This window comes from Paenibacillus sp. FSL R7-0312 (assembly GCF_038004445.1).
In the GTDB taxonomy this organism is placed as follows: domain Bacteria; phylum Bacillota; class Bacilli; order Paenibacillales; family Paenibacillaceae; genus Paenibacillus_AQ.
Window position 1 is genome coordinate 2,503,302 of sequence record NZ_JBBORE010000001.1, and the last position, 19,866, is coordinate 2,523,167.

The following is a 19,866-nucleotide window of genomic DNA, read 5'->3' on the forward strand; positions in this document are numbered from 1 at the left end:
TGTATGAAGCAGAGGCTCATTTCTTATTTTTGCTTTTTTTGAGCTGCCGGAATTCCTGATTCTCCCACTGTTTGAGCAGCGGATAGGGATCGAAGGCCCATTCGGTTATTCCGCGGTCACGGTAGATCCCGTAATGCAGATGGGGCGGGAATTTGCCCTGGGTGCCTGGACTGCCGTATCCGGAGCTGCCTACCCAGCCGATGGTCTGGCCCGGAATCACAATATCTCCCCGGGATAAGGACTTCTCATAACCCATCAAATGAGCGTAATAATGGTAGCGGTTCTCGATATCCCTGATGCCGATCCGCCAGCCACCGTAACGGTTCCAGCCCTTGGTCTCCACCACTCCGAAGCAGGTGCTGCGGACGGTCAAGCCATGCGGTGCGAACAAATCCGTCCCTTCGTGGATGCGCGCCCCGCCCCAGCTCCGTCCAGTTCCCCAGGTGCTGCGGTAGGCGTAGTTCGTACCTATCGGCAGCGGGAAGGCGCTGCCTGACAAGTCAAGCCGCCCGAAATGCTCATACAGCTTGGCGAACTGGGCTATCCGCTGAGCCGCACGGCCGTTATGGTAGTACTCCCAGACACCGATGCTGAAGTCGCTGGCCGATCTGCCGTACTTAAGCAGATGCTCTGCCATGCTATAGAGTACATCAATATCATTCCCGGGATCGGCAATGCCATCTCCCGTGCCGTCACGGCCGAAGCCGCCGAAGAAGGTGATGGATTCCGGGAACTTATCCTCCTGATTAGGGTTCAGGGGGCCGGACCACACGGGTGCAGGGATGGAGATCCCGGTGAGCCGGGCCGGAGCTGCTGCGGGGTCTGCTTCTGACACCGCAGGGCTTTTTTTCTTTTTGGCGACAGAGCGTTCATATTGATCAATCGCAGCGAACCGGAACCAGGGAATTCCGGTTGCAGCACTCATCTGTTCATAGAGCACTTTGCGGGCAGCAGCGGCGGCTTCTTTGCTGTCTCCGGCTACGGGACCGCTAGACGTCAGCTCCGGCAGCTTATGATAACGGGCAGCGTGGGCGGGGGTACTCATAGCAGGGCTGCTGCCCCAGAGCAAGGCGGCTGCCGACATGCATATAAGGGTTCTCCGGGTGTTATAACTTCTGAATAGGGCAGGCATAATCTCAACCTCCTGTGTTCCGGACGCTTAGTCATCTATAACATCCTCATGAAATGGCACCTTGCAGGTGCTTTTCTTTAGATTGAAGCAAAAGCGTTATTTTTATCCGTTACCTCCCAAAGGTTCACAAAAACAGGCAAACGACTATTCCACATGCTATAATATGAGGCAGCAACTTTTAACTATGAAAAATGACATTCAGATCGAAAGCGGGGTTTCATCATTTTGACTAATAGAACAGCCAAACAGCCCAAGCCAGACTGGATCAAAATCAAGTTAACCACCGGTGAAGATTATCAGGAAATTAAGGGCATGATGCGTTCCAAGACGTTACATACCGTATGTGAAGAAGCGCGCTGTCCTAATATTTATGAATGCTGGGCGAACCGTACGGCAACCTTCATGATTCTGGGTGATATTTGCACACGGGCTTGCCGTTTCTGCGCTGTAAATACAGGATTACCGACTGAACTCGATCTGCTCGAACCCGAACGTGTGGCTGAAGCTGCAGAAGGGATGATGCTTAAGCATTGTGTGGTTACCAGTGTAGCCCGCGATGACCTTAAGGATGGGGGGGCGCAGATTTTTGCCGAGACGGTGGCCGCGATTCGTAAGCGTCTTCCTCTGTGCAGCGTAGAGGTGCTGATTCCCGATTTCCTGGGAGACCGCGGGAGTCTGGAGATCGTGATGAACAGTAATCCGGATATTCTGAATCACAACATTGAGACCGTGGAACGCATGTCGGACCGTGTCCGGGCCAGAGCCAAATACCGCCGTTCCCTGGAGCTGCTGCGCCGTGCGAAGGAGATTAAGCCGGATATTCCAACGAAATCGAGCATTATGCTTGGTGTCGGCGAGGAGTGGGACGAAATTCTGCAGGCGATGGATGACCTGAGAGCAGTAGATTGTGATATATTGACATTAGGACAATACCTTCAGCCTTCACCGAAACATCTGAATGTGGAGAAGTATTACCCGCCGGAAGAATTCGCTATGCTGAAGGAAGAGGGAATGAAGCGCGGCTTCAGCCATGTGGAGGCGGGTCCGCTGGTGCGCAGCTCCTATCATGCGCATGATCAGGTGAAGTCTGCTGCGGTTGCGCGTGAGGCGCGTTCGGTTTCCCAGGGTTAGTAGGTCTTATGTCATCTCGTGCTAATTTTGTATGCGTTCTATAATGTTTAGCATTACCGAAATTTGCTGAGCAAATTTGCCTCGTGACGGAGTCACGGGGGATAGGTTTTTGTTTTAAGGTCTAAGCTTTAAGCCTTTTATTTTTTAGTTTAGTGTTGTAATAAAGGGGCAAAGAACCGATGTTGCGATAGCGACGAGGTTCTGGGGTTTGCGGTTACCCACCCCCTCACGTTGATGGAGTCATGGAGAGGGATTTTGAAATTGTAGGAGCGATAGCGTCCGCCTTTGTTGGCTGATTTCAACCGCCCAGCGGTTTGAAATGAAGAAATCAGACAACAACAGCGGCCGGAAACTCAAAATCCCGCGGAATGACGGCTTATCAACGCCTCAAACCCTCTCATAGAAAGGCAGGCGACACACGCTTGATCGTTATAGGTGGAAAAGGTTACGAGCTCATGCTCGATCATAAGGACGGCTGGAACCCGGAAGCATTTCGCGGTAGATACAGCGAGGTGCTGGATCGCTACGATTATATTATCGGCGACTGGGGGTACAGCCAATTGCGTCTGAAAGGCTTCTACCGGGATAATCACCCCAAGGTGAACCGGGATACGGCTATTTCAGGCATGGTGGATTATATTAATGAATACTGTAATTTTGGCTGTGCGTATTTTGTACTGCACAAGCTGAAGGAGGCTCCGCAGGAGGGAACCTTCAAGGATATTCTGATAAAGGAAGTTCCTGAACCGGGAACGGAGGAAGAACTGGAGCAGGAGTCTGCCGAGCCGGCAGGGAATGTGAAAGATCACCGCGAATTCCCGTCTAAGGCAGGGAACCGGGATAAGGATAACGCAGGCGGTTCAGGCCGGGAGCATGCTGCCAAAGACAGACCTGTGCGTGAGCACCAGAGCCGGAATCACCGCAACAAGGAGCAAGGCAAGAAGAACCATAAAGAGTTCCAGGGCAGAGGCCAGCAGCAGGGGAATCAGGGTGGCAATCAAGGTAACTCAAATAAGCAGAACAAAGAAAACAGAGAGAACAGTCCCAACAGACAGAACAACCAGAGCAAGCAGGATAACCAGAATAATCAAAACAATCAAAACAAACAGGATCACCAGAGCAGCCAGAATCCGAATAACAGCCAAGGGTAGGCAACGCTTGTTCCCGGTGCGGGTATTCTCCAGGTTTTCTCCGTTGTTTCGGTGCATTTCCCGGCAGTGTCGCTTAGACGCTGCTGATAACTGAAAGAGTCCCTTCAGCCATATGGCTGGAGGGACTCTTTCGATGTTAGTGCTGTATTTTAGCTATGAAATCCAATTATTTAACCGATAATTTCAGCTGATTCTGGGCAGCGTTGTAGCTCCACGTAAGCAGCGGGAACTTCTTCTTGAAGGCACCCAGCTCGATGAAGGTTTCGCCGTCCTGGTATAGCGCCTCTTTGGCGGCCAGGGTGAATCCGGAGCTTTTGCCGGCTCCAGTCGTAATCAGCACCTTCTTGTTCTTCGCGTCCCAGGTTACTTCACTCTCTACAAGCGCGGACAGTACGCGGGAGGAGGCATAGACTTTATCCCCCTGCTTGATCAGACCGACATTTCCGGCAAAAGCAGCACCGTCGATATCGAGAATATGATTGTCACCGGAGGCTGTGATTCCGGTCAGTCCGGCGATTTGCAGAGCGGTGATCAGCTGGGCCGTTTTGCCCTTGATCTCAATATCAGGAGCGAGTCCGATGTGGTTGAAATCCTCTTTGCTTGGAGTCAGATACTTCATCGTTGTCAGCTTCAGCTCGCCGCCGTCCGACATAGGAATCAGACTCTGAATCCGCGCCTTGCCGTACGAACGGGTACCGACGATTGTAGCCAGTTTGTTGTCGCGGAGTGCCCCGGTCAAAGCTTCGGAAGCACTGGCGGTGTATTCATTGGTCAGTACAACAACGGGAACACCGATTTTGCTGCCGCTTGTGATCGTTACAGGTGTCAGTACGCCGCTCTGATCGGAGGTGTACATCATAATACCGGCATCCATAAACTTGGCGGCAATGTTCTGGGCGCTATCCATGTAGCCGCCTGTATTGTCACGCAGATCGAGCACCAGTGACTTCATTCCGGCTGCCCGCATTTTATCCAGCGCTGTGGAGAACTCTTCGTCAGCGGTCTGTGTGAAGCCGTTGATGGCAATATAGGCAACCTTGGACCCGATAATTGTGCCGGTAACGGATGTTGTGGTAATTTCACTGCGGGTAACGCTGTAGGATTTGCTAACGCCGTTCCGCTGGATCAGCAGAGAGACCTTCGTGCCAGACGCGCCGGCAAGCTCATCGCCTGCCGTATCATCTACCCGTACACCGTTGATCTTAAGAATGGTATCCCCGCGTTTCAAACCGGCTTTCTCTGCGGGGGAACCGCTCATCACCTCTTCAATGTAGAGTTCTTTGGGCGTATATACGAGCCGGACGCCGATGCCGACATATTCCAGATCAACCGCATGGCCGAAGTCCGCAGCTTCCGCCTGATCGAAATATTGGCTGTAGGGATCATCCAGCGTACTTACCATGCCGTCAATCGCACCACGGATAAGCGTATCCTGATCAATACCCTCCACATTGTAGTACTCAAGATACTCCATAATTTCATTGATGATATCCGTTTTGGAGGATTGCACAGCTTCAGTGGAAGCAGCAGCGTCTGCGGCCGAAGCGGCAGGAGCCCAGGCGATGGATAAAGCCAAGCAGCCGCTGAGGGCTGCAGTAAGGATTCTGGCTGATTTCATAAGTTCATACATCCTTTTGATATATTTTTGAAATGCTAGGATTGCGCACTATCAAAGCTGATGTGATAAGTGTCGTCAATGGTCCATGCGCCGCTTTCCGATTTGCTCAGAATGAAGATGAGGGACTGGGTGTAGCTCTCTCCCGATTCACCGTCTTTAATAGAGACTTCCGTGTAGACGGCAGCTTCGTCGGCCCCATAATAGTAGATATTCGCATTCGTCAGCGAGTAGCTGAGATCATAGGAATCGAACAGATCCTGCAGATCGGCTGCACTGGCAGCGTCATATTCCTCACCGTAAGAGGTCATTAGTGCCTGGGTTCCATCAACATTCTGGGTAGTCATATTCTGATAATATTTGCTGAGATTATCCTTGATTACTGTGGCGTCATTCTGTGGAAGCACCGCCTGCTTCATGCCTTGTTCACGTGTAAGCAGCACTGTGGATTCCTGTACCTCCATTCCGGAGATTTTCCAGGACCCGTCCTTACGGACCAGTGTGTACAAATATTCGAACTGCTCATCCGGGATATAATATCCGCCAGTTCTAACCGAGCTTTCGACAGTGTAGACAGTAGCCTCGTCTCCGGCAAGACTCAGAATCTTAAGGCTTTTAATAGTATTCTTGAGGTCGTACAGCTCGAACAGGGAATTCATATCCGTTACAGATTCCATATTGTCGGATTCGGAATCTACCAGGGAGTAGAAGCTGATGGCTTTTTCTTCATTATAATATTTATTGGATAATTGAATGAGTGCTGTAATATCCTTCTCATCGCTGGAGGAGGATTGCGGTACGGTAATTTTCACGCTCCGGCTGGCTGAATCCCAGACGGCTGTTCCGCCGGTGGCTTCAGCTATGAAACGCAGCGGTATGTAAGTTGTACCTGCCGAAGAAACCGGAGCAACCGTAAGCTGCTTGACGGTACCGTTGACAGTAGCACGTTTGCTGCCGACCTTAAGGCTGATATTCAGGCCTGTCCCTGTCCCTGTAACAGTTCCAGTCTTGGAATCCCATAGCACCTGCAGCCCGAGCTTCTCGAATATAACCCGGAAAGGCACCAGCACCGTATTATCCTTCAGATAAGGGGTTCCGGCGGTGAAGGTAAGATTGCTGTTGTTTATGTAGACTTTGATAGGTTTCTCTGCTGCAAAGGCGGGAACGGCCAGTACGAGGGCCAGCAGGCTCACGCCAATGAGGGATAGTAGTTTTTTCAATAGATTCTCTCCTTTTAATTAGAAAACTTTGTAAAATAGGTTCATTATACCATCTGAAAATTCCCTCTGTCCATTTCTTGTGAACGATGCTCCGGAGGTAGTAGGACTCCGGACAGGCGGCATGATAAAGCCGGAGAGGCGGGGCATCTCCGGCTGTAAGAGCAATGGATAGCAGACGTATCATTTGGTTCGGATATCCTTCTATTCCCCAGAAATTCTACACTAGAAACGCTTCACGGACACGGTTCCAGAAAGGGAAAGGGCGGTACCGGGCAAAACTGATTTTTTTGTCGGACACCTGACAACGTACAGAGATCAGGTCATCCACAGGAATATTGTTATGGTCCACGGTCAGCAGCAGACGCTGATCCTTGCGCGAGAAAATATCGCAGTGATGATGCTTGGGCAGCAGCAGAGGTGAACCCATCGTGCGGAATACCCGGTTATTAATCGAAGCAATCTCCGAAATCTGCAGCGCCTCAATCGTGGGATGCACCATGGCGCCTCCCAGACTTTTGTTATAAGCGGTACTGCCGGAGGGGGTAGAGATGCAAATGCCGTCACCGCGGAACATTTCGAAGGTTACATCGTTAATATCAATCTGGATGACAACCGTTCCGTCTACGCCTTTAAGTGTGAATTCGTTCAGGGCAATATGCGAGCTTGAACCGGACTTCTTGTGAATTTCCAGTTCAAGGAGCGGATACTGCACCATACGTGGGTTATGCGGCCCAATATCTCCGCACATATAATCAATCAGGGTCGGCAGCTCTTCAGCTTGCCAGTCCGCATAGAAGCCCAGATGCCCGGTATGCACACCGACAAAAGCCAAATCTGGAATCTGGTCGATAAACGTATGGAAAGCATGCAGCATGGTGCCGTCCCCGCCGATCGATATCACAATTTCCGGTGACTTGGCATCCAGCTCCAAATCCCGCTCCGCCGCCAGCTTGTGAAATTGCTCCGCTAGTTGGATGGACAATTCATCTCCGCGGTCCAGAACATAATATCTCAAGATGTACAGGCTCCTTTGTATGATTCAGTCATACACCGATCATAATCAATCTTGACCCGGAACACAATATTTGAATCAAGTTAAAAACGCCGCAGCCTGCCCGCCAACAGCATCAGCAGCGACAGCACAAGCATACAGGCCAGCAGCAGGCAGAGCAGGCTGATGCTGCTGAACAGAGCCGAATCCGGTGAAGCCAGTCCGGAGGCAACGGGCAGCGCACCCCACTGTCCGGCCAGTCCTGAGCTGACCACCGGCTTCCAGAGCAGAAGAACAAGTCCGGCAGAGAGGAGGGCATGCACTAACCGTGCGATCATAAAGGGAAGGTAACGCAGTCCGGTGCCATTCAGTATACTGGCTACCTGGGCGTGAACGGATAATCCGCCCCAGGAGAGGATAAATGCTGCAGCGGTTACCTTGAACTGCAGCGGAATTCCTGCAGCCGCTTCTCCGGCCGAGCGGGCACCGAGTGTCACCTCGAATAACCCGCTGACCAGAGCGGCTGAGAGCCCCGGCGGTAATCCGGCCAGGGACAGCAGCTGTCCGGTGGTACTGAACAGCATGGACATAATTCCGGCGCGGGCAAGCAGCTCCATCAGCACATTGAAGAATACTACCAGCCCTCCAACGACAATAATAAGCTGCAGCGAGGACTGGATGGCGTTCCTAAGCAGTTCGCCGAGACTTCGGCCGTCTTTACGGCGGGCTTCAGCCATGGCATTCATCGCGGTGCGCAGTCTGCCGTAACTTGGTCCTGACGGGGCTGCAGATGAGGGTGCTGCGGGCGTAGCGGGAGCTGTCCCGGAGTCCCCGGTCCTGCTGCGGCCATGAAATGACATCAGCAGGCCGACGATGAATCCGCCTCCGTAATGGGCAAGGGCGAGGATAAGCCCGAGGGAGGCATCATGGAAGAATCCGACGGATACGGCGCCAAGCAGGAAAATAGGGTCTGAGGAAGTGGTGAAGGCCACCAGCCGTTCCCCTTCCACCTTGCTGATCATTCCCTGCTCCCGCAGCTTGGCGGTTAATTTGGCCCCGACGGGATATCCTGACACATATCCCATGGCAGCCACGAACCCGCCGCTGCCGGGTATATTGAAGAGGGGGCGCATAAGCGGATCAAGCAGCGCCCCGAAGAGATGGACGATGCCAAATCCCAGCATGATTTCGGAAATGACGAAGAAGGGGAACAATGAAGGAAACAGCACGTCCCACCAGACGGCTAGCCCGCGAAGTGCCGCATCCAGAGAGCTGGACGGATGGATCAGCATCAGCAGCATGCAGGCCGCCAGCACGATACCGAGCAGCGGACCGGCAATTTTGTTCAGTGTCATCGGGTGGCACCTCCAATTCTATGCTTAGTTGTATGCCGGAAGTGGGACAAACAGCACAAAAATAACACGGAAAGCGGTTACATTTACCGGTGCTTTTTCACCGGAATTATGATACTATAAAAATTAAATAATGCACATTTGATCAAGAATGATTTAAGGGATGGAGTGATGGTGATGAGTGTAGTTGCCGGAGTTCTTGTTTGTGCTTTTGTATATGTAATCCGGGTCTCTCTTGTCCCGCCTGGTGATGAAGAATTTAGAACTTACTGACTACAGTAGTTAACGAGCGCTGAACTTAGGTTTGGCGCCTTTTTTTGTGTTTTTTCCCTTAGGGTGCATGTCTTAAGGCAGGGATAACTGTCGAGCTTATTTTTTGGTATAATAAAATAACTGCTTATCAGATTAAAAGGGAAGAAGGCTGAAGCCTCCAATGAATTCGAATGAGAGTCTATTTGACAACCTGGGAGGTGCCGAGGGAGTTCACCGTCTGGTGGAAGTGTTCTACTCCAAGGTACAGCTCCACCCGCAGCTAAGTCCGTTATTTCCCGAAGATATTACTCCTGTACTGGAGAAGCAATATCAGTTTCTAAGCCAGTTTTTTGGTGGTCCTGCCCTTTATTCGGAGCAGCACGGCCATCCCATGATGAGAGCCAGGCATATGCATATTCCCATCACTCCGGAACGGGCGGATGACTGGCTGAACTGCATGAAGGCCGCACTTGAAGAGACCGGTGTGGAAGAGCCGCTGCGTTCGTTCGTACTAAGCCGGCTGGCGGGTCCTGCGCATCATTTTGTCAATATGCCCCATGAATAAGAGCTGCTGTGAAAGGATGAGGGCGTTTTGCCGGAATTAATCCCCCTGTATTCAATTAAGGTTGTATGCTGCAACTGCGAACATGAATTTTCAACATCCAGAGTACGTCCCAGTCTCAAAAAAGCCATCCGCCGTGATGCTGATTTCTGCTCGTATTACAAGGATGAGAATCCTGACTATTATGTTGTACGTGTCTGTCCGAAGTGCGGGTTCGCATCCACGGAGAATTCAGCAGACAAACTGGTGGAATGGCAGCGCAAATCTTTCGAAGCGCAGGTGGGCAGACGCTGGGTAACCCGTGACTTTGGGGACAAGCGCAGCTGGGAGGTCGCTCTGGAGACTTACAAGCTGGCCCTGATCTGCGCACAAAGCATCAAGGACAAGGAACGGATCATTGCAAGTCTGCTGCACCATATTGCCTGGCTATACCGCTATCAAGGGGATATGGTACAGGAGCAGCGTTTCTTGCGTTACTCGCTTGATGAGTATGTGAAGGTGTTCGAGAATGATTCCTCGGGAGGAAATGATGCCCGTCTGATGTATCTGATCGGGGAGCTTAACCGCCGTGTCGGCGATTTCGCTATGGCTGTGAGGTGGTTCTCCCGTGTGATTAATGACCAGAGAATTGTGGATGCGGCTATGATCCGCGCTTCACGTGAACAGTGGGCCATTCTGCGGGAGCAGATGCGCGGAGAAGAGATTGATCCGGACGGCCTTCCGTCGGCTACATAGAGAACCGCACTTGGATTATGAATGTCGGTCGGTCCGGAGTCATCCGGACCCCGAAAAGGCGTAGAAGAGAAAACTCCTCATACGCCTGGTATTTGGTGACTGAAGCCGGGGGGAACTGTCTTCCGCTGTTTAGCGGACAGCCCGATCGAACAGCAGATAGTCCCCGTCATTGTCGATGACCGTGGGGCTGGCACTGCAGCAGGGGAAGACCAGCAGCTTTTTTTTGCCGTCACGCACGATTTGCAGCTCTTTGGGCTTCATAGGCAGAAGAACATTCTCCTGGTCGCAGAACGGGCAATATTGTACGTACATGTCTCCCAGAATAATATCATAAGGCCAGGTATGGCTGAAGGGAATCATTGCTTGTCCTGCTCTGAACTTGCTTTCTTGGATAATTCGGCGATTTTTTGCAGCAGGATATGTTGAGGCATATGCATCAGGTGTTCCAGCGGAACGCCGAGTTGTTTGGATAACGTAATGGCCGTTTCCGGCGAAATTTGCAGTGGCTTCACAAGGGTGGCCTCCTTAACATTGGTGGACTATCGTAATTCACTTTACCATGGCTGCAGCACAAATACAAAGAAAACCAATATGAACAAAGGAACGGTGAGAATACATGAAACAGCCTTTATCATTGACATGGGAACTGGATTCCATTTTCCCTGGAGGTTCGGCTTCCCCCCAGTTTGAGAGTTTTTTGAACCATCTGGAAGAAGACATTGAAAGCTTGCGCCGGCAGGTCGCTGCGGCAGTTGCGCCAACCGATGCTGCGTCCACGGAGTCGCTGGACGGTGTGATCGAACTGCTGCAGAGCTGTGCCGGACGGCTCACGCAGGCTTCAGAATTCACCGGCTGTCTGGGAGCCCAGAACCAGCAGGACAAAGGGGCTGTAAGGCTGTCGTCCAAGGTAACTGGCATGCGGGCCGGTTTTGAGGGCGTCAGCTCTGCATTCGATAATGTGCTGCGCCAGACTCCGGATGGGGTGTGGGCTGAATGGATGGACCGGCCGGAGATTGCCCCGCTGAACTTCGTACTAAGTGAGAGCCGTGATCTGGCCCGTGAGAAGATGAGCCCGGAGCTTGAGAGCCTTGCGCTTGAACTGGCAGTTGATGGATACCATGGGTGGAGCGAGCATTACGAAACGATCGTGAGCCGGGTCCAGATTCCTTTTGAGGATGAAGAGGGCATGAAGCTGCTATCTGCCGGTCAAGCCTTCAACAAGCTGGATGACGAGGACCCTGAGGTCCGCAGCGCCATGTTCCGCAAATGGGAAGAGGCCTGGGCCGGCGCTGCTGATTATTGTGCCGACACCCTTAACCATCTGGCCGGATTCCGCCTGAAGCTCTACAAAGGCCGGGGCTGGGAGGATGTGCTGAATGAGCCGCTTGGCATTAACCGTATGACTCGGGAATCGCTCGATGTGATGTGGGAGGTTATTACGAAGAACAAGCCTGCAATTGTGTCCTATCTGCAGCGCAAGGCGAAGCTTCTTGGTCTGGAATCTCTGGCTTGGGTTGATGTGGAAGCGCCTGTAGGCAAGTCCTCCGGCAAAATCCCTTATGAACAAGCGGCAGCCGACATCGTCACCCAGTTCCGCAAATTCAGTCCGAAGCTGGCGGACTTCGCCGAACAAGCTTTCGACAATGACTGGATTGAGGTCGAAGACCGTGCAGCCAAACGTCCCGGGGGATTCTGCGTATCATTCCCGGAGAGCAAAGAATCGCGCATTTTTATGACCTACAGCGGTACTCCGTCCAATGTATCGACGCTTGCGCATGAGCTCGGTCACGCCTATCATTCGTTCCTGCTGGATGACCAGCCGCTGTTCAATCAGAACTATGCCATGAATGTGGCTGAGACGGCCTCAACCTTCGCCGAAGTCATTGTGGCTGATGCGCAGGTGAAATCCGCAGGCAATGCTGAGGAGAAGCTGGCGCTGCTTGAAGCGAAGATTCAGAACAGCGTAGCGTTCTTCATGAATATTCACGCCCGCTTCCTGTTTGAGACCCGCTTCTACGAGAAACGCAAAGAGGGTCTGGTGAATGCGGAAGAACTGTCTGCCCTGATGGAAGAAGCGCAGAAAGAAGCCTTCTGCGGTGTGCTCTCGGAGTACCACCCGCATTTCTGGGCCTCCAAGCTTCATTTCTATATCACGGATGTGCCGTTCTACAACTTCCCTTACACCGTCGGATATATGTTCAGTACCGGACTGTACCGGCTTGCGTTGCAGGAAGGTGCATCCTTTGCTGATAAATATGACAGCCTGCTGAAGGATACCGGAGTCATGACACTGGAGAATCTGGTGTCGAAGCATCTTGGCGTGGATTTGTCCAAGCCGGATTTCTGGCAGGGGGCCGCAGATTTGATTGCTGCAGATATTAATGAATTCCTGGAAATGACAGCACATCTGGCCTAAGAATTTGTCGGAAATAAGGCGAATTGATTTTTTTGCAGTAAAACAATAGCTATAGAATATGGTACGAATACGCAAAGTCCCTGGATACAGGGACTTTTTTAGTTGTGTTTTTGTCGAAAAAAGGCGATAAAAGGATGGATTTAGCTAATGATATTAAGAAATTTGCGCATTCATAGGGATAATAACCCAATTATGTTGAATAATGTTGTATGCATTTAATTAGTGACCTATAATGTGCCTAAAGCCTTATATAAGGGCTGTTAGACTGATACTTTACTACTCTGTATTTTTACACACAAAACTTAAGCCATAGGTTATTGAAGCGGCTTTTGTGAAGCTGAATCATGGAACTTGTATCACCCACAAAACTTCTAGGAGGATATGTATGTTGAGAACGGAACAACTATCGCTGGCAAGACAAATCGATCTGGTGTTTAAGGAACTGCAGGAAGAATTGTCAGGATTGACTTCCGGTATCGTATTTGTACAAATCAGAAATAACATCATCGGCAAGTTCGGCATCCGTCATAATCCGCTTGCCGGGCGCAGCGGGAGCTATGCAGCGGAGCAGGAAGGATTAACGAAGGGTCAGCAATCTTCTTTCCGGGTGATGGCTCTGGAGAGCCTGAAGTATAAGAAGCGCTGGACTCATGGCGAGATCAGCTATGAATTTGCCGTCCGCCAGGGGATGGTGGTGGTGGATGCGACACTGGAGTCTAATTACAATATGGCCAACCTGATGATCCGCTATCCCCGCAGTAACCATGGAGATGTCTCCGACCAGTCCTTTGGCTGATTACCCGATTATATATATCTTGCATACCCATATAAAAAGCCCCCCTGCGCTTCGACGAGAAGCGCGGGAGGGCTGCGAAGCTGCTCGGCCTAAGCTATGAGGCTTGGCCGGATACTTATGATAAGGCTGTTACTACGAACGACCGGACAGTTGTTGCTCTGCCAGTTGCACCAGACGTTTGGTGATATATCCTCCCAAAGAACCGGTTTCGCGGGAAGTGTAGTTCCCATAATAACCGTCAGCCGGGATAGTTACTCCAAGCTCTTGTGCTGCTTCATATTTCAACTGCTGCAGCGCTGCATTCGCTTGAGGAACGACCAGGTTGTTAGAACGGCTACCACGACCTTGTTGACCTGCTTGACCCATGTTTGTTCACCTCCTTCGCCCGTTGTGAAGATAGTATGAGCGCTAGGGAGAGAATTCATGCACGAATTTCGAAGGTTTAGAGGCTGGTAATTATATGAAATTTACCCTCAGGGATAAATCATCTGCAAGCTGCTGCCAAGCACCAGTGTCTGGCCCGGTTCAAGCGTAAGCATTCCTGTGAAGGAAGCGTCCTGCTGAAGATTCGGCGCATCCGGAAGCCAGGTGAGCGGTTCAATGCAGAGGAACTGGTCAGCCTCTCCTTTGGTATAGAGGACCCAGTGGCGGAAATGTTCCTTGTCCACCGAATAACGCAGTCCGTAGCCGTCATCGCGCATGAGTAACGCTTCGGCAGGCTGATGATCATCCATCCTCAGGGCCGTATCCAGATTCTTGCCTTGGAGGTTCATATGGCTGTTAAGACTATCGAGTTCACCGAGCGGTAATAAATGTCCGCTGGGCAGGAGTTCGTTATTTAGCTCATAAACGCTTTGCACAGGGAGTGTTATGCTCCAGCGCTCAGGGGCGCCGTCAAGCATAAACCATGTATGATAGCCGATACCAAATGGAATGCGACTGCCGCCCAGATGGGTAACCTTAAGTGTCTGCACCAGGTCAGGCCCCTGCAGGCGGAATGTCATCTCAAGCTTCAGCGGCTCGGGAAATTGCCTGATCCACTCCGGATCATCCGTAGTTGTGAATTCGGTTGTTACCGCGCAGCCTTCCTCGTCTTCTTCAATATCGCTGACACACCAGGCTTGGGTACGGTGCAGGCCGTGAATATGATGATCGCCTGAATTCCGGTCGAACTGGTAGCTGGTGCCATCGAACGCGAACTGCCCGTTTCGGATACGGCCGGGCGGTACCAGAAGCGGAATGCCAAAGTGATAAGGTTTCTGAATATAAAAAGCCAAGTCGCTTTCATCAGGCTGGCGCAGGATTTGCCGCTCCTCCTTGCGGTCCCATAAGGAAATTACATTGTTCCCCAGCCGGGGCAAAAGCGTGACTTCCAGCTCACGGCTATGCAAAATGTACGTATCATAACCGTTCCACTGCCCTTTGGTCACCTGTTTCATAAGAGATATGCTCCTTTGATAAACTGTAATCAGATCATACACGAATATCCTTATCATACCAGATTTAAGTGACGGTGGTTAGAGATTTGACAACTTCTCCGGCACGCACTATGATGAAGGCAACAATGAATGACAACAACGTGATGACAGGGACAAGTAAGCAATGGACTGTACCTTCAGAAAGCCGGTGGCTGATGTGAACCGGTGGTGCACCTCTGACCGAATGGACCCTTGAGCGCCGCGATCGAACGGGCTGAATAAGCCTTCAGTAGACCGGCCGGCTCTTCCCCGTTAACGGAAGCTAAGGCTGCTTGCCTGTCCCCCAGGGATGACTTAGGAGCAGCGAATAAGGGTGGTACCACGGTCTCACGTCCCTTGCGGATGTGGGGCCTTTTTGCGTCCTGGCGCACACGGAATATACAGATGATGGAGGATAAAGATCATGGCTAAAAAGGTATTATCGGGGATTCAGCCCAGCGGTTCGCTCACACTCGGAAATTACATCGGAGCGATCAAGAATTTCGTCAAGCTTCAAAGGGAATATGAATGTTACTTTATGGTGGTGGATCTGCATGCCATTACGGTTGCCCAAGATCCCGCTGCCCTTCGTGAGAATTCGGAATCGGTAGCTGCATTGTATCTGGCTGCAGGCATTGATCCTGCCATCTCCCATGTCTACATGCAGTCCCACGTGCCTCAGCATGCTGAGCTGGGATGGATTCTGACGACACTGACTGCTATGGGTGAGCTGGAACGGATGACGCAGTTTAAGGATAAATCGGCAGGCAAAGAATCCGTAGGAGCCGGATTATTCGTGTATCCATCGCTGATGGCTGCAGATATCCTGGTCTACAACGCCGATCTGGTACCGGTGGGTGAAGACCAGAAGCAGCATCTGGAGCTGACCCGCGACTTGGCGGGGCGCTTCAATCACCGGTTCGGTGATTTCTTCACTATTCCTGAGCCGTATATTCCTGAAGTCGGAGCGCGGATTATGTCTCTGGATGACGGGACCAAAAAAATGAGCAAAAGCGACCCTAATGCCGGCAGCAGAATCGGTCTGCTGGATCCGCCGGATATCATCCGTAAAAAGATCAGCCGCGCAACCACGGATTCAGGACGCGAAGTGGTATTTGATCCGGCCAATAAGCCTGAGATCAGCAACCTGATGAGTATCTATGCCGAATGCTCGGGAATGAGCCTCCAGCAGATAGCGGACAAGTATGAAGGGCAAATGTACGGCGGCTTCAAAAAAGATCTTGGCGAAGTAATCGTTGCCCTGCTTGAACCCATCCAGCAGAGATACCATGAGATCCGCAGCTCAGGCACACTGGGCGATATTCTGGCTCAAGGTGCCGAAAGCGCGCGCAGCAGTGCTGCCCGGACACTGGAAGGCGTGAAGGAACGGATGGGCTTCCTGCCTTACCGTTAAGAGGAGGGCAGCTTGCGCTCGGCCTTGCGTCTCAGCCGGGCTTTGATGATGAAGCCCCAGCCAATGTTGAGCACGCACAGGGTACCGAGCAGCAGTGCCAGCCAAATGTTATAGCTGATTGAAATGGAAGCTGCCGTAAGTATGAGAATTGAAGAGCAGGCGAACCACAGTGACAGACCTTTACCCATATGTTCCAGCCTTCCTTTCTGCTGCAATAGCGGTGGAGTGAGTCCCGGAGTGCTTTCTGCACCCCGGGATTTTCAATTCATATCATGAACTATTAACTGTAACCGCTTTATTGTGATTGTGCCTTATGCGGTCCGGGGCGTCAAGAGGTGGCAAGAGAAATAGACCTCAGGAAGATTTAACCTGCTGGTTAAGCTTAGCTAGAGATAGGAATGTTTATGTAAAGGTCCAATGACGGAATCCTGCACAGAATACAACATTTCCTTTATTAAATCGCCCTAATTGAAAATTGTTGCACAAAAGGCAACATTCTTCTCCTCCATAGCCGCTAAGCGGGGGGATTGCTGTATTTCATACAACAATTCTTAAAGTAATCCCAATATCTAAGGCTCAGAGTTGCATTACATTATATACAACATTCTCAACATCCCGGCCGGACAATACAGGGTGAACTTCAACTCATTGCCACATAAACTAAAAAGCTGGCATCCGCAAGGGCGGATGCCAGCCATCTTCAGGTATGCATTGTTTACGCTGCTAGGTCTTAACTGTTCCCGGATCAATGGCGAAGCGTTCATCCAGCTTCTCACTGCTGAGCCAGCCTACATAAGTATTCAGCGGGTGATACTGGTTGTCCATGACCAGTACTGCAACAAACGGGAATTGCTTACGGTGTAAATAACGAACATCCCCCCAGCGTACAATATAACCGGAGGGTAGCTCTTCGACCTCGGCGACAGCGTAAGAGGTAAAGTACAGAAAAGCCTGAATATCCGGATGGGACTTCGAATGTTCCACAGCGGGGTGAGTGGAGCACACCGCATGCCTGAACCATTCCAGCTTGCCGTTGTTCAGCAGTCCGACGTTGTAGCTGCCATCCGGCTTGGCTTTGACCACGTTCCAGCGTGTAGGCGAAATCGTAGGGATGACATAGTACCGGTCACCAGCATTATGGTGCACATCCTTGTTCTTGATGTTACGTGTGATACGCGCATGTACGAGCGTCCGCCAGATGTAATACAAGACGATGCTTGCATATAGGGTAATGAACAAGGGTGCCGGAGGCACAATCCCGCTGATCCAGAGAATGATCGCTGCCGCATGGCTGCCGAAGATGAACGGGTCGAAGATGTGGATAATATTCCAGGCAATCCATTTCTCGGTGAACGGGCGTGCCGCCTGGGTCCCATAAGTGTTGAACAGATCCGAGAACACATGGATGGCAACGCCGATAAAGCTCCAAAGCGCAATATGGCTTAAGGCATGGAGATCCGTTAATCCGAAGACCGGACCTATGACCACTGTGATCAGAGCCGGCCATAACAGTAAAAAGGGCAGGGAATGGGTGATTCCCCTGTGATTGCGGATATAAACCGCGTTGTCCTTCAGCCGCAGCGCAGTATCGGCATCCGGTGCCTGAGAAGCGAGTACAGTAGCAACCATCACGGCACCGGCAAGTGTCCCATTCGAGGCGACAGAAGGATCAACGAACGACAGACCGGCGAGTCCCAGTCCCATAACAAAATGTGTAGCGGTATCCATTTGGCCAGATCTCCTTTATACGGAAGTTCCCTATTAATAACTACCCAATTTAGCGCCAAGTTATTTAGGGGGAGGAAATAAATATTGTCACGTAATTGTCGAATTGATGAACATCATGGTCAATGATTGTCAAAGTCTTTCCCAGTTTGCTATGATAAAGTTAATAGCGGAGCGAGTAATATTATCCAGGGTACAGCCGAACAGTTACTCAGGCTCCGGCGGAACGTTAAGAAGTCCCTTAGAAGGAGGAACACCATACGTGGACAATCAATTGAGATATCAAGCTTCTTCCGATTCCGCATCAATGTCTGCCAAGTCTCCACCGGAAGGTGCAAGCTGGCGCGACTTCATTACGGTGACGAAACCCGGTATTATCCGTTCCAATCTGATCGCTGCTTTTGCAGGCTACTGGGTGGCTTCAGGCTGGGATGTACAGTATGGACGATTAATCCTTACCCTGCTTGGCACAATGCTGGTTATGGCCTCTGCCTGTGTTTTCAATAATTATTTCGACCGGGATCTGGATATGAAGATGGAAAGAACCCGTGAGCGGGGCTTGCCTACAGGTAGGCTGAAGCCTCAGACAGTGCTGCTGTACGGCATTGGGCTGGGTATTGCCGGCCTGGCGGTGCTGTTTGCTTTCTGCGGAGTACTGGCCGGACTGTTTGGCATCGTCGGGATGTTCGTATATGTTGTAGTGTATACCCTTTGGCTCAAAAGAACATCTACCTGGAGCACTTCCGTGGGAGCCATTTCCGGTGCCATGCCGCCTGTAATCGGTTATGTTGCTGTTACCGGAACCGTAGACCTTGGTGCCTGGCTGCTGTTCGCCATGCTCTTCCTGTGGCAGCCGCCCCACTTCTGGGCACTTGGTATCCGCCGCAAAGAGGAATACAGGGCGGCAGGGTTCCCCCTGCTTCCAGTGGTCAAAGGGACACGCCGTACCAAGTTCCAGATGATCCCTTATGTGGCACTGCTGCTGCCCATTCCTGTACTGATGTACATGTATGACTATGCAGGGATATTTTATCTCATTGTGTCGTCAGCTTTGTCGCTGGCCTGGCTCTATTTAACCTTAATCGGATTTAAGGCGAAGGATGATGATGCCTGGGCCAAGAAAAATTTCTTCTTCTCCATTAACTATCTGACCATAAGTCTGATTGTGCTTGTATTGAATACGGTCCACGGTTAATTTTTAGATACACACGGTGGAAGTACGGATTCTTATGATGAATGGGGAGGGGTCCTGTGCAGACCTTGAAACGCTATAAATGGACCTGGCTGATGCTGCTTGCAGCGGTAATTATGGCCATCTATCTGGCAGTGAATTCGCTCAGCTTCGGAGACAAGAAGCTGCCGGTCATCGGGGAGGTACAGGACTTCTCTCTGGAGAATGTGGATGGACAGCAGGTGAGCCTGGCGGATACGGCAGGCAAAGCAAGGCTGGTCTATTTCTTCTTTACCGAATGCCCGGATGTGTGCCCTATTACTACCTACATGCTGTCACAGACGCAGGATCTGCTGGTGAAGGATGGCAGCTTTGGCAAGGATATTGAATTTGTCTCCATTTCCTTTGACCCGGAGAACGACACACGTGAAGCGATCAAGGCATTTGGCGACAAGTTTCATGCCGATTATAACGGCTGGTATTTCCTGCGCGGGGATCAGGAGCAGGTACGTAAGCTGGCGGCTGAATCATTCAAGGTTCTGATCTACGGCAACAGTAAGGATGATTTCGCCCATGCCAACCTTATTGGTCTGGTAGATCGGACCAACCGCCTCAGGGCATTATATGATGCCGGGGATACGGAGAATGTGACTCCGGAGTTTCTGGCTGAATCGGTTAAGAAGCTGGCCCGTGAATAGATTTGCCGGAATAAACCAAACGCCTTGCCGGACCCCCTCCACTTAAGG

General features: G+C 51.3%; 20 protein-coding genes and 1 other annotated feature. Of the genes, 9 read left to right on the forward strand and 11 right to left on the reverse strand.

Annotation, left to right across the window (positions count from 1 at the left end; all coding sequences use genetic code 11):
• Positions 1–16: 16 nt before the first annotated feature.
• Positions 17–1,132, reverse strand: coding sequence for a M23 family metallopeptidase (locus MKX70_RS11035; RefSeq protein ID WP_340840016.1), 1,116 nt, complete (start codon positions 1,130–1,132; stop codon positions 17–19).
• A 225-nt stretch (positions 1,133–1,357) separates the two neighbouring features.
• Here MKX70_RS11035 and lipA point away from each other — a divergent pair, with 225 nt between their 5' ends.
• Positions 1,358–2,263: a lipoyl synthase gene (lipA, locus tag MKX70_RS11040; protein ID WP_042239499.1), complete on the forward strand. Its 906-nt coding sequence runs from the start codon at positions 1,358–1,360 to the stop codon at positions 2,261–2,263.
• Between the two features lie 422 nt (positions 2,264–2,685).
• Positions 2,686–3,414: a YutD family protein gene (locus tag MKX70_RS11045; protein ID WP_340840017.1), complete on the forward strand. Its 729-nt coding sequence runs from the start codon at positions 2,686–2,688 to the stop codon at positions 3,412–3,414.
• Positions 3,415–3,580: 166 nt separating this feature from the next.
• Here the strand turns inward: MKX70_RS11045 and MKX70_RS11050 are convergent, their stop codons facing one another.
• From MKX70_RS11050 to ylbJ, 4 genes are all read right to left on the reverse strand, one after another.
• Positions 3,581–5,032, reverse strand: coding sequence for a S41 family peptidase (locus MKX70_RS11050; RefSeq protein WP_052416724.1), 1,452 nt, complete (start codon positions 5,030–5,032; stop codon positions 3,581–3,583).
• 35 nt (positions 5,033–5,067) lie between these two features.
• Positions 5,068–6,249 (reverse strand): copper amine oxidase N-terminal domain-containing protein, encoded by a 1,182-nt coding sequence (locus tag MKX70_RS11055; RefSeq protein ID WP_081956686.1) that lies wholly within the window; start codon positions 6,247–6,249, stop codon positions 5,068–5,070.
• A 217-nt stretch (positions 6,250–6,466) separates the two neighbouring features.
• Complete coding sequence (locus MKX70_RS11060) at positions 6,467–7,264, reverse strand: NAD kinase (protein ID WP_042239496.1); 798 nt, start codon at positions 7,262–7,264, stop codon at positions 6,467–6,469.
• 80 nt (positions 7,265–7,344) lie between these two features.
• On the reverse strand, positions 7,345–8,595 hold the full coding sequence (ylbJ, locus tag MKX70_RS11065; protein WP_042239495.1) for a sporulation integral membrane protein YlbJ: 1,251 nt from the start codon (positions 8,593–8,595) through the stop codon (positions 7,345–7,347).
• 430 nt (positions 8,596–9,025) lie between these two features.
• On the opposite strand from ylbJ, the gene MKX70_RS11070 reads away from it, so the two are divergent.
• Entirely contained in the window at positions 9,026–9,409 is a 384-nt protein-coding gene (locus MKX70_RS11070) for a globin domain-containing protein (protein ID WP_042139845.1), read from the forward strand.
• Between the two features lie 27 nt (positions 9,410–9,436).
• Complete coding sequence (locus MKX70_RS11075; RefSeq protein ID WP_042239494.1) at positions 9,437–10,141, forward strand: DUF2225 domain-containing protein; 705 nt, start codon at positions 9,437–9,439, stop codon at positions 10,139–10,141.
• 129 nt (positions 10,142–10,270) lie between these two features.
• Here MKX70_RS11075 and MKX70_RS11080 read toward each other — a convergent pair whose 3' ends face one another.
• Both MKX70_RS11080 and MKX70_RS11085 read right to left on the reverse strand, forming a co-directional pair.
• Positions 10,271–10,501: a hypothetical protein gene (locus MKX70_RS11080; RefSeq protein WP_039307194.1), complete on the reverse strand. Its 231-nt coding sequence runs from the start codon at positions 10,499–10,501 to the stop codon at positions 10,271–10,273.
• Positions 10,498–10,653: a YycC family protein gene (locus MKX70_RS11085; protein ID WP_081956685.1), complete on the reverse strand. Its 156-nt coding sequence runs from the start codon at positions 10,651–10,653 to the stop codon at positions 10,498–10,500. Before MKX70_RS11085 ends, MKX70_RS11080 begins: the two co-directional genes overlap by 4 nt.
• Positions 10,654–10,757: 104 nt before the next feature.
• Between MKX70_RS11085 and MKX70_RS11090 the strand changes: the two genes are divergently transcribed.
• A complete protein-coding gene (locus tag MKX70_RS11090) occupies positions 10,758–12,557 on the forward strand; it encodes a M3 family oligoendopeptidase (protein WP_042239492.1) in 1,800 nt (599 codons plus the stop codon).
• Between the two features lie 385 nt (positions 12,558–12,942).
• Positions 12,943–13,353, forward strand: coding sequence for a hypothetical protein (locus MKX70_RS11095; protein ID WP_042239489.1), 411 nt, complete (start codon positions 12,943–12,945; stop codon positions 13,351–13,353).
• A gap of 132 nt (positions 13,354–13,485) precedes the next feature.
• Here the strand turns inward: MKX70_RS11095 and MKX70_RS11100 are convergent, their stop codons facing one another.
• Both MKX70_RS11100 and MKX70_RS11105 read right to left on the reverse strand, forming a co-directional pair.
• Positions 13,486–13,719, reverse strand: coding sequence for an alpha/beta-type small acid-soluble spore protein (locus tag MKX70_RS11100; protein WP_039307200.1), 234 nt, complete (start codon positions 13,717–13,719; stop codon positions 13,486–13,488).
• A 107-nt stretch (positions 13,720–13,826) separates the two neighbouring features.
• Positions 13,827–14,792: an aldose 1-epimerase gene (locus MKX70_RS11105; protein WP_340840018.1), complete on the reverse strand. Its 966-nt coding sequence runs from the start codon at positions 14,790–14,792 to the stop codon at positions 13,827–13,829.
• Positions 14,793–14,926: 134 nt separating this feature from the next.
• Positions 14,927–15,171 (forward strand) — a binding site (T-box leader).
• A gap of 63 nt (positions 15,172–15,234) precedes the next feature.
• Here MKX70_RS11105 and trpS point away from each other — a divergent pair.
• Positions 15,235–16,224 (forward strand): tryptophan--tRNA ligase, encoded by a 990-nt coding sequence (gene trpS / locus MKX70_RS11110; RefSeq protein WP_042239487.1) that lies wholly within the window; start codon positions 15,235–15,237, stop codon positions 16,222–16,224.
• Here trpS and MKX70_RS11115 read toward each other — a convergent pair.
• Together MKX70_RS11115 and MKX70_RS11120 are read right to left on the reverse strand one after the other, a co-directional pair.
• Complete coding sequence (locus MKX70_RS11115) at positions 16,221–16,412, reverse strand: hypothetical protein (protein WP_042239485.1); 192 nt, start codon at positions 16,410–16,412, stop codon at positions 16,221–16,223. The genes trpS and MKX70_RS11115 overlap by 4 nt on opposite strands.
• A 535-nt stretch (positions 16,413–16,947) precedes the next feature.
• The gene (locus MKX70_RS11120) at positions 16,948–17,952 is read right to left on the reverse strand and encodes a metal-dependent hydrolase (protein WP_042239483.1); all 1,005 of its coding nucleotides are present in this window, start codon (positions 17,950–17,952) and stop codon (positions 16,948–16,950) included.
• A gap of 259 nt (positions 17,953–18,211) precedes the next feature.
• Between MKX70_RS11120 and cyoE the strand changes: the two genes are divergently transcribed.
• Together cyoE and MKX70_RS11130 are read left to right on the forward strand one after the other, a co-directional pair.
• Complete coding sequence (gene cyoE / locus MKX70_RS11125; protein ID WP_042239481.1) at positions 18,212–19,144, forward strand: heme o synthase; 933 nt, start codon at positions 18,212–18,214, stop codon at positions 19,142–19,144.
• Positions 19,145–19,200: 56 nt separating this feature from the next.
• Positions 19,201–19,818, forward strand: a complete 618-nt coding sequence (locus tag MKX70_RS11130) for an SCO family protein (protein ID WP_340782658.1) — start codon at positions 19,201–19,203, stop codon at positions 19,816–19,818.
• Positions 19,819–19,866 lie beyond the last annotated feature (48 nt).

Bases quoted from the DNA above. Each gene is read 5' to 3' on its own strand.
- MKX70_RS11035 (WP_340840016.1), bottom strand. From the start codon at position 1,132: ATGCCTGCCCTATTCAGAAGTTATAACACCCGGAGAACCCTTATATGC.
- MKX70_RS11050 (WP_052416724.1), bottom strand. From the start codon at position 5,032: ATGAAATCAGCCAGAATCCTTACTGCAGCCCTCAGCGGCTGCTTGGCT.
- MKX70_RS11120 (WP_042239483.1), bottom strand. From the start codon at position 17,952: ATGGATACCGCTACACATTTTGTTATGGGACTGGGACTCGCCGGTCTG.
- MKX70_RS11070 (WP_042139845.1), top strand. From the start codon at position 9,026: ATGAATTCGAATGAGAGTCTATTTGACAACCTGGGAGGTGCCGAGGGA.
- MKX70_RS11090 (WP_042239492.1), top strand. From the start codon at position 10,758: ATGAAACAGCCTTTATCATTGACATGGGAACTGGATTCCATTTTCCCT.
- ylbJ (WP_042239495.1), bottom strand. From the start codon at position 8,595: ATGACACTGAACAAAATTGCCGGTCCGCTGCTCGGTATCGTGCTGGCG.
- MKX70_RS11095 (WP_042239489.1), top strand. From the start codon at position 12,943: ATGTTGAGAACGGAACAACTATCGCTGGCAAGACAAATCGATCTGGTG.
- trpS (WP_042239487.1), top strand. From the start codon at position 15,235: ATGGCTAAAAAGGTATTATCGGGGATTCAGCCCAGCGGTTCGCTCACA.
- MKX70_RS11115 (WP_042239485.1), bottom strand. From the start codon at position 16,412: ATGGGTAAAGGTCTGTCACTGTGGTTCGCCTGCTCTTCAATTCTCATA.
- MKX70_RS11100 (WP_039307200.1), bottom strand. From the start codon at position 13,719: ATGGGTCAAGCAGGTCAACAAGGTCGTGGTAGCCGTTCTAACAACCTG.
- MKX70_RS11105 (WP_340840018.1), bottom strand. From the start codon at position 14,792: ATGAAACAGGTGACCAAAGGGCAGTGGAACGGTTATGATACGTACATT.
- MKX70_RS11080 (WP_039307194.1), bottom strand. From the start codon at position 10,501: ATGATTCCCTTCAGCCATACCTGGCCTTATGATATTATTCTGGGAGAC.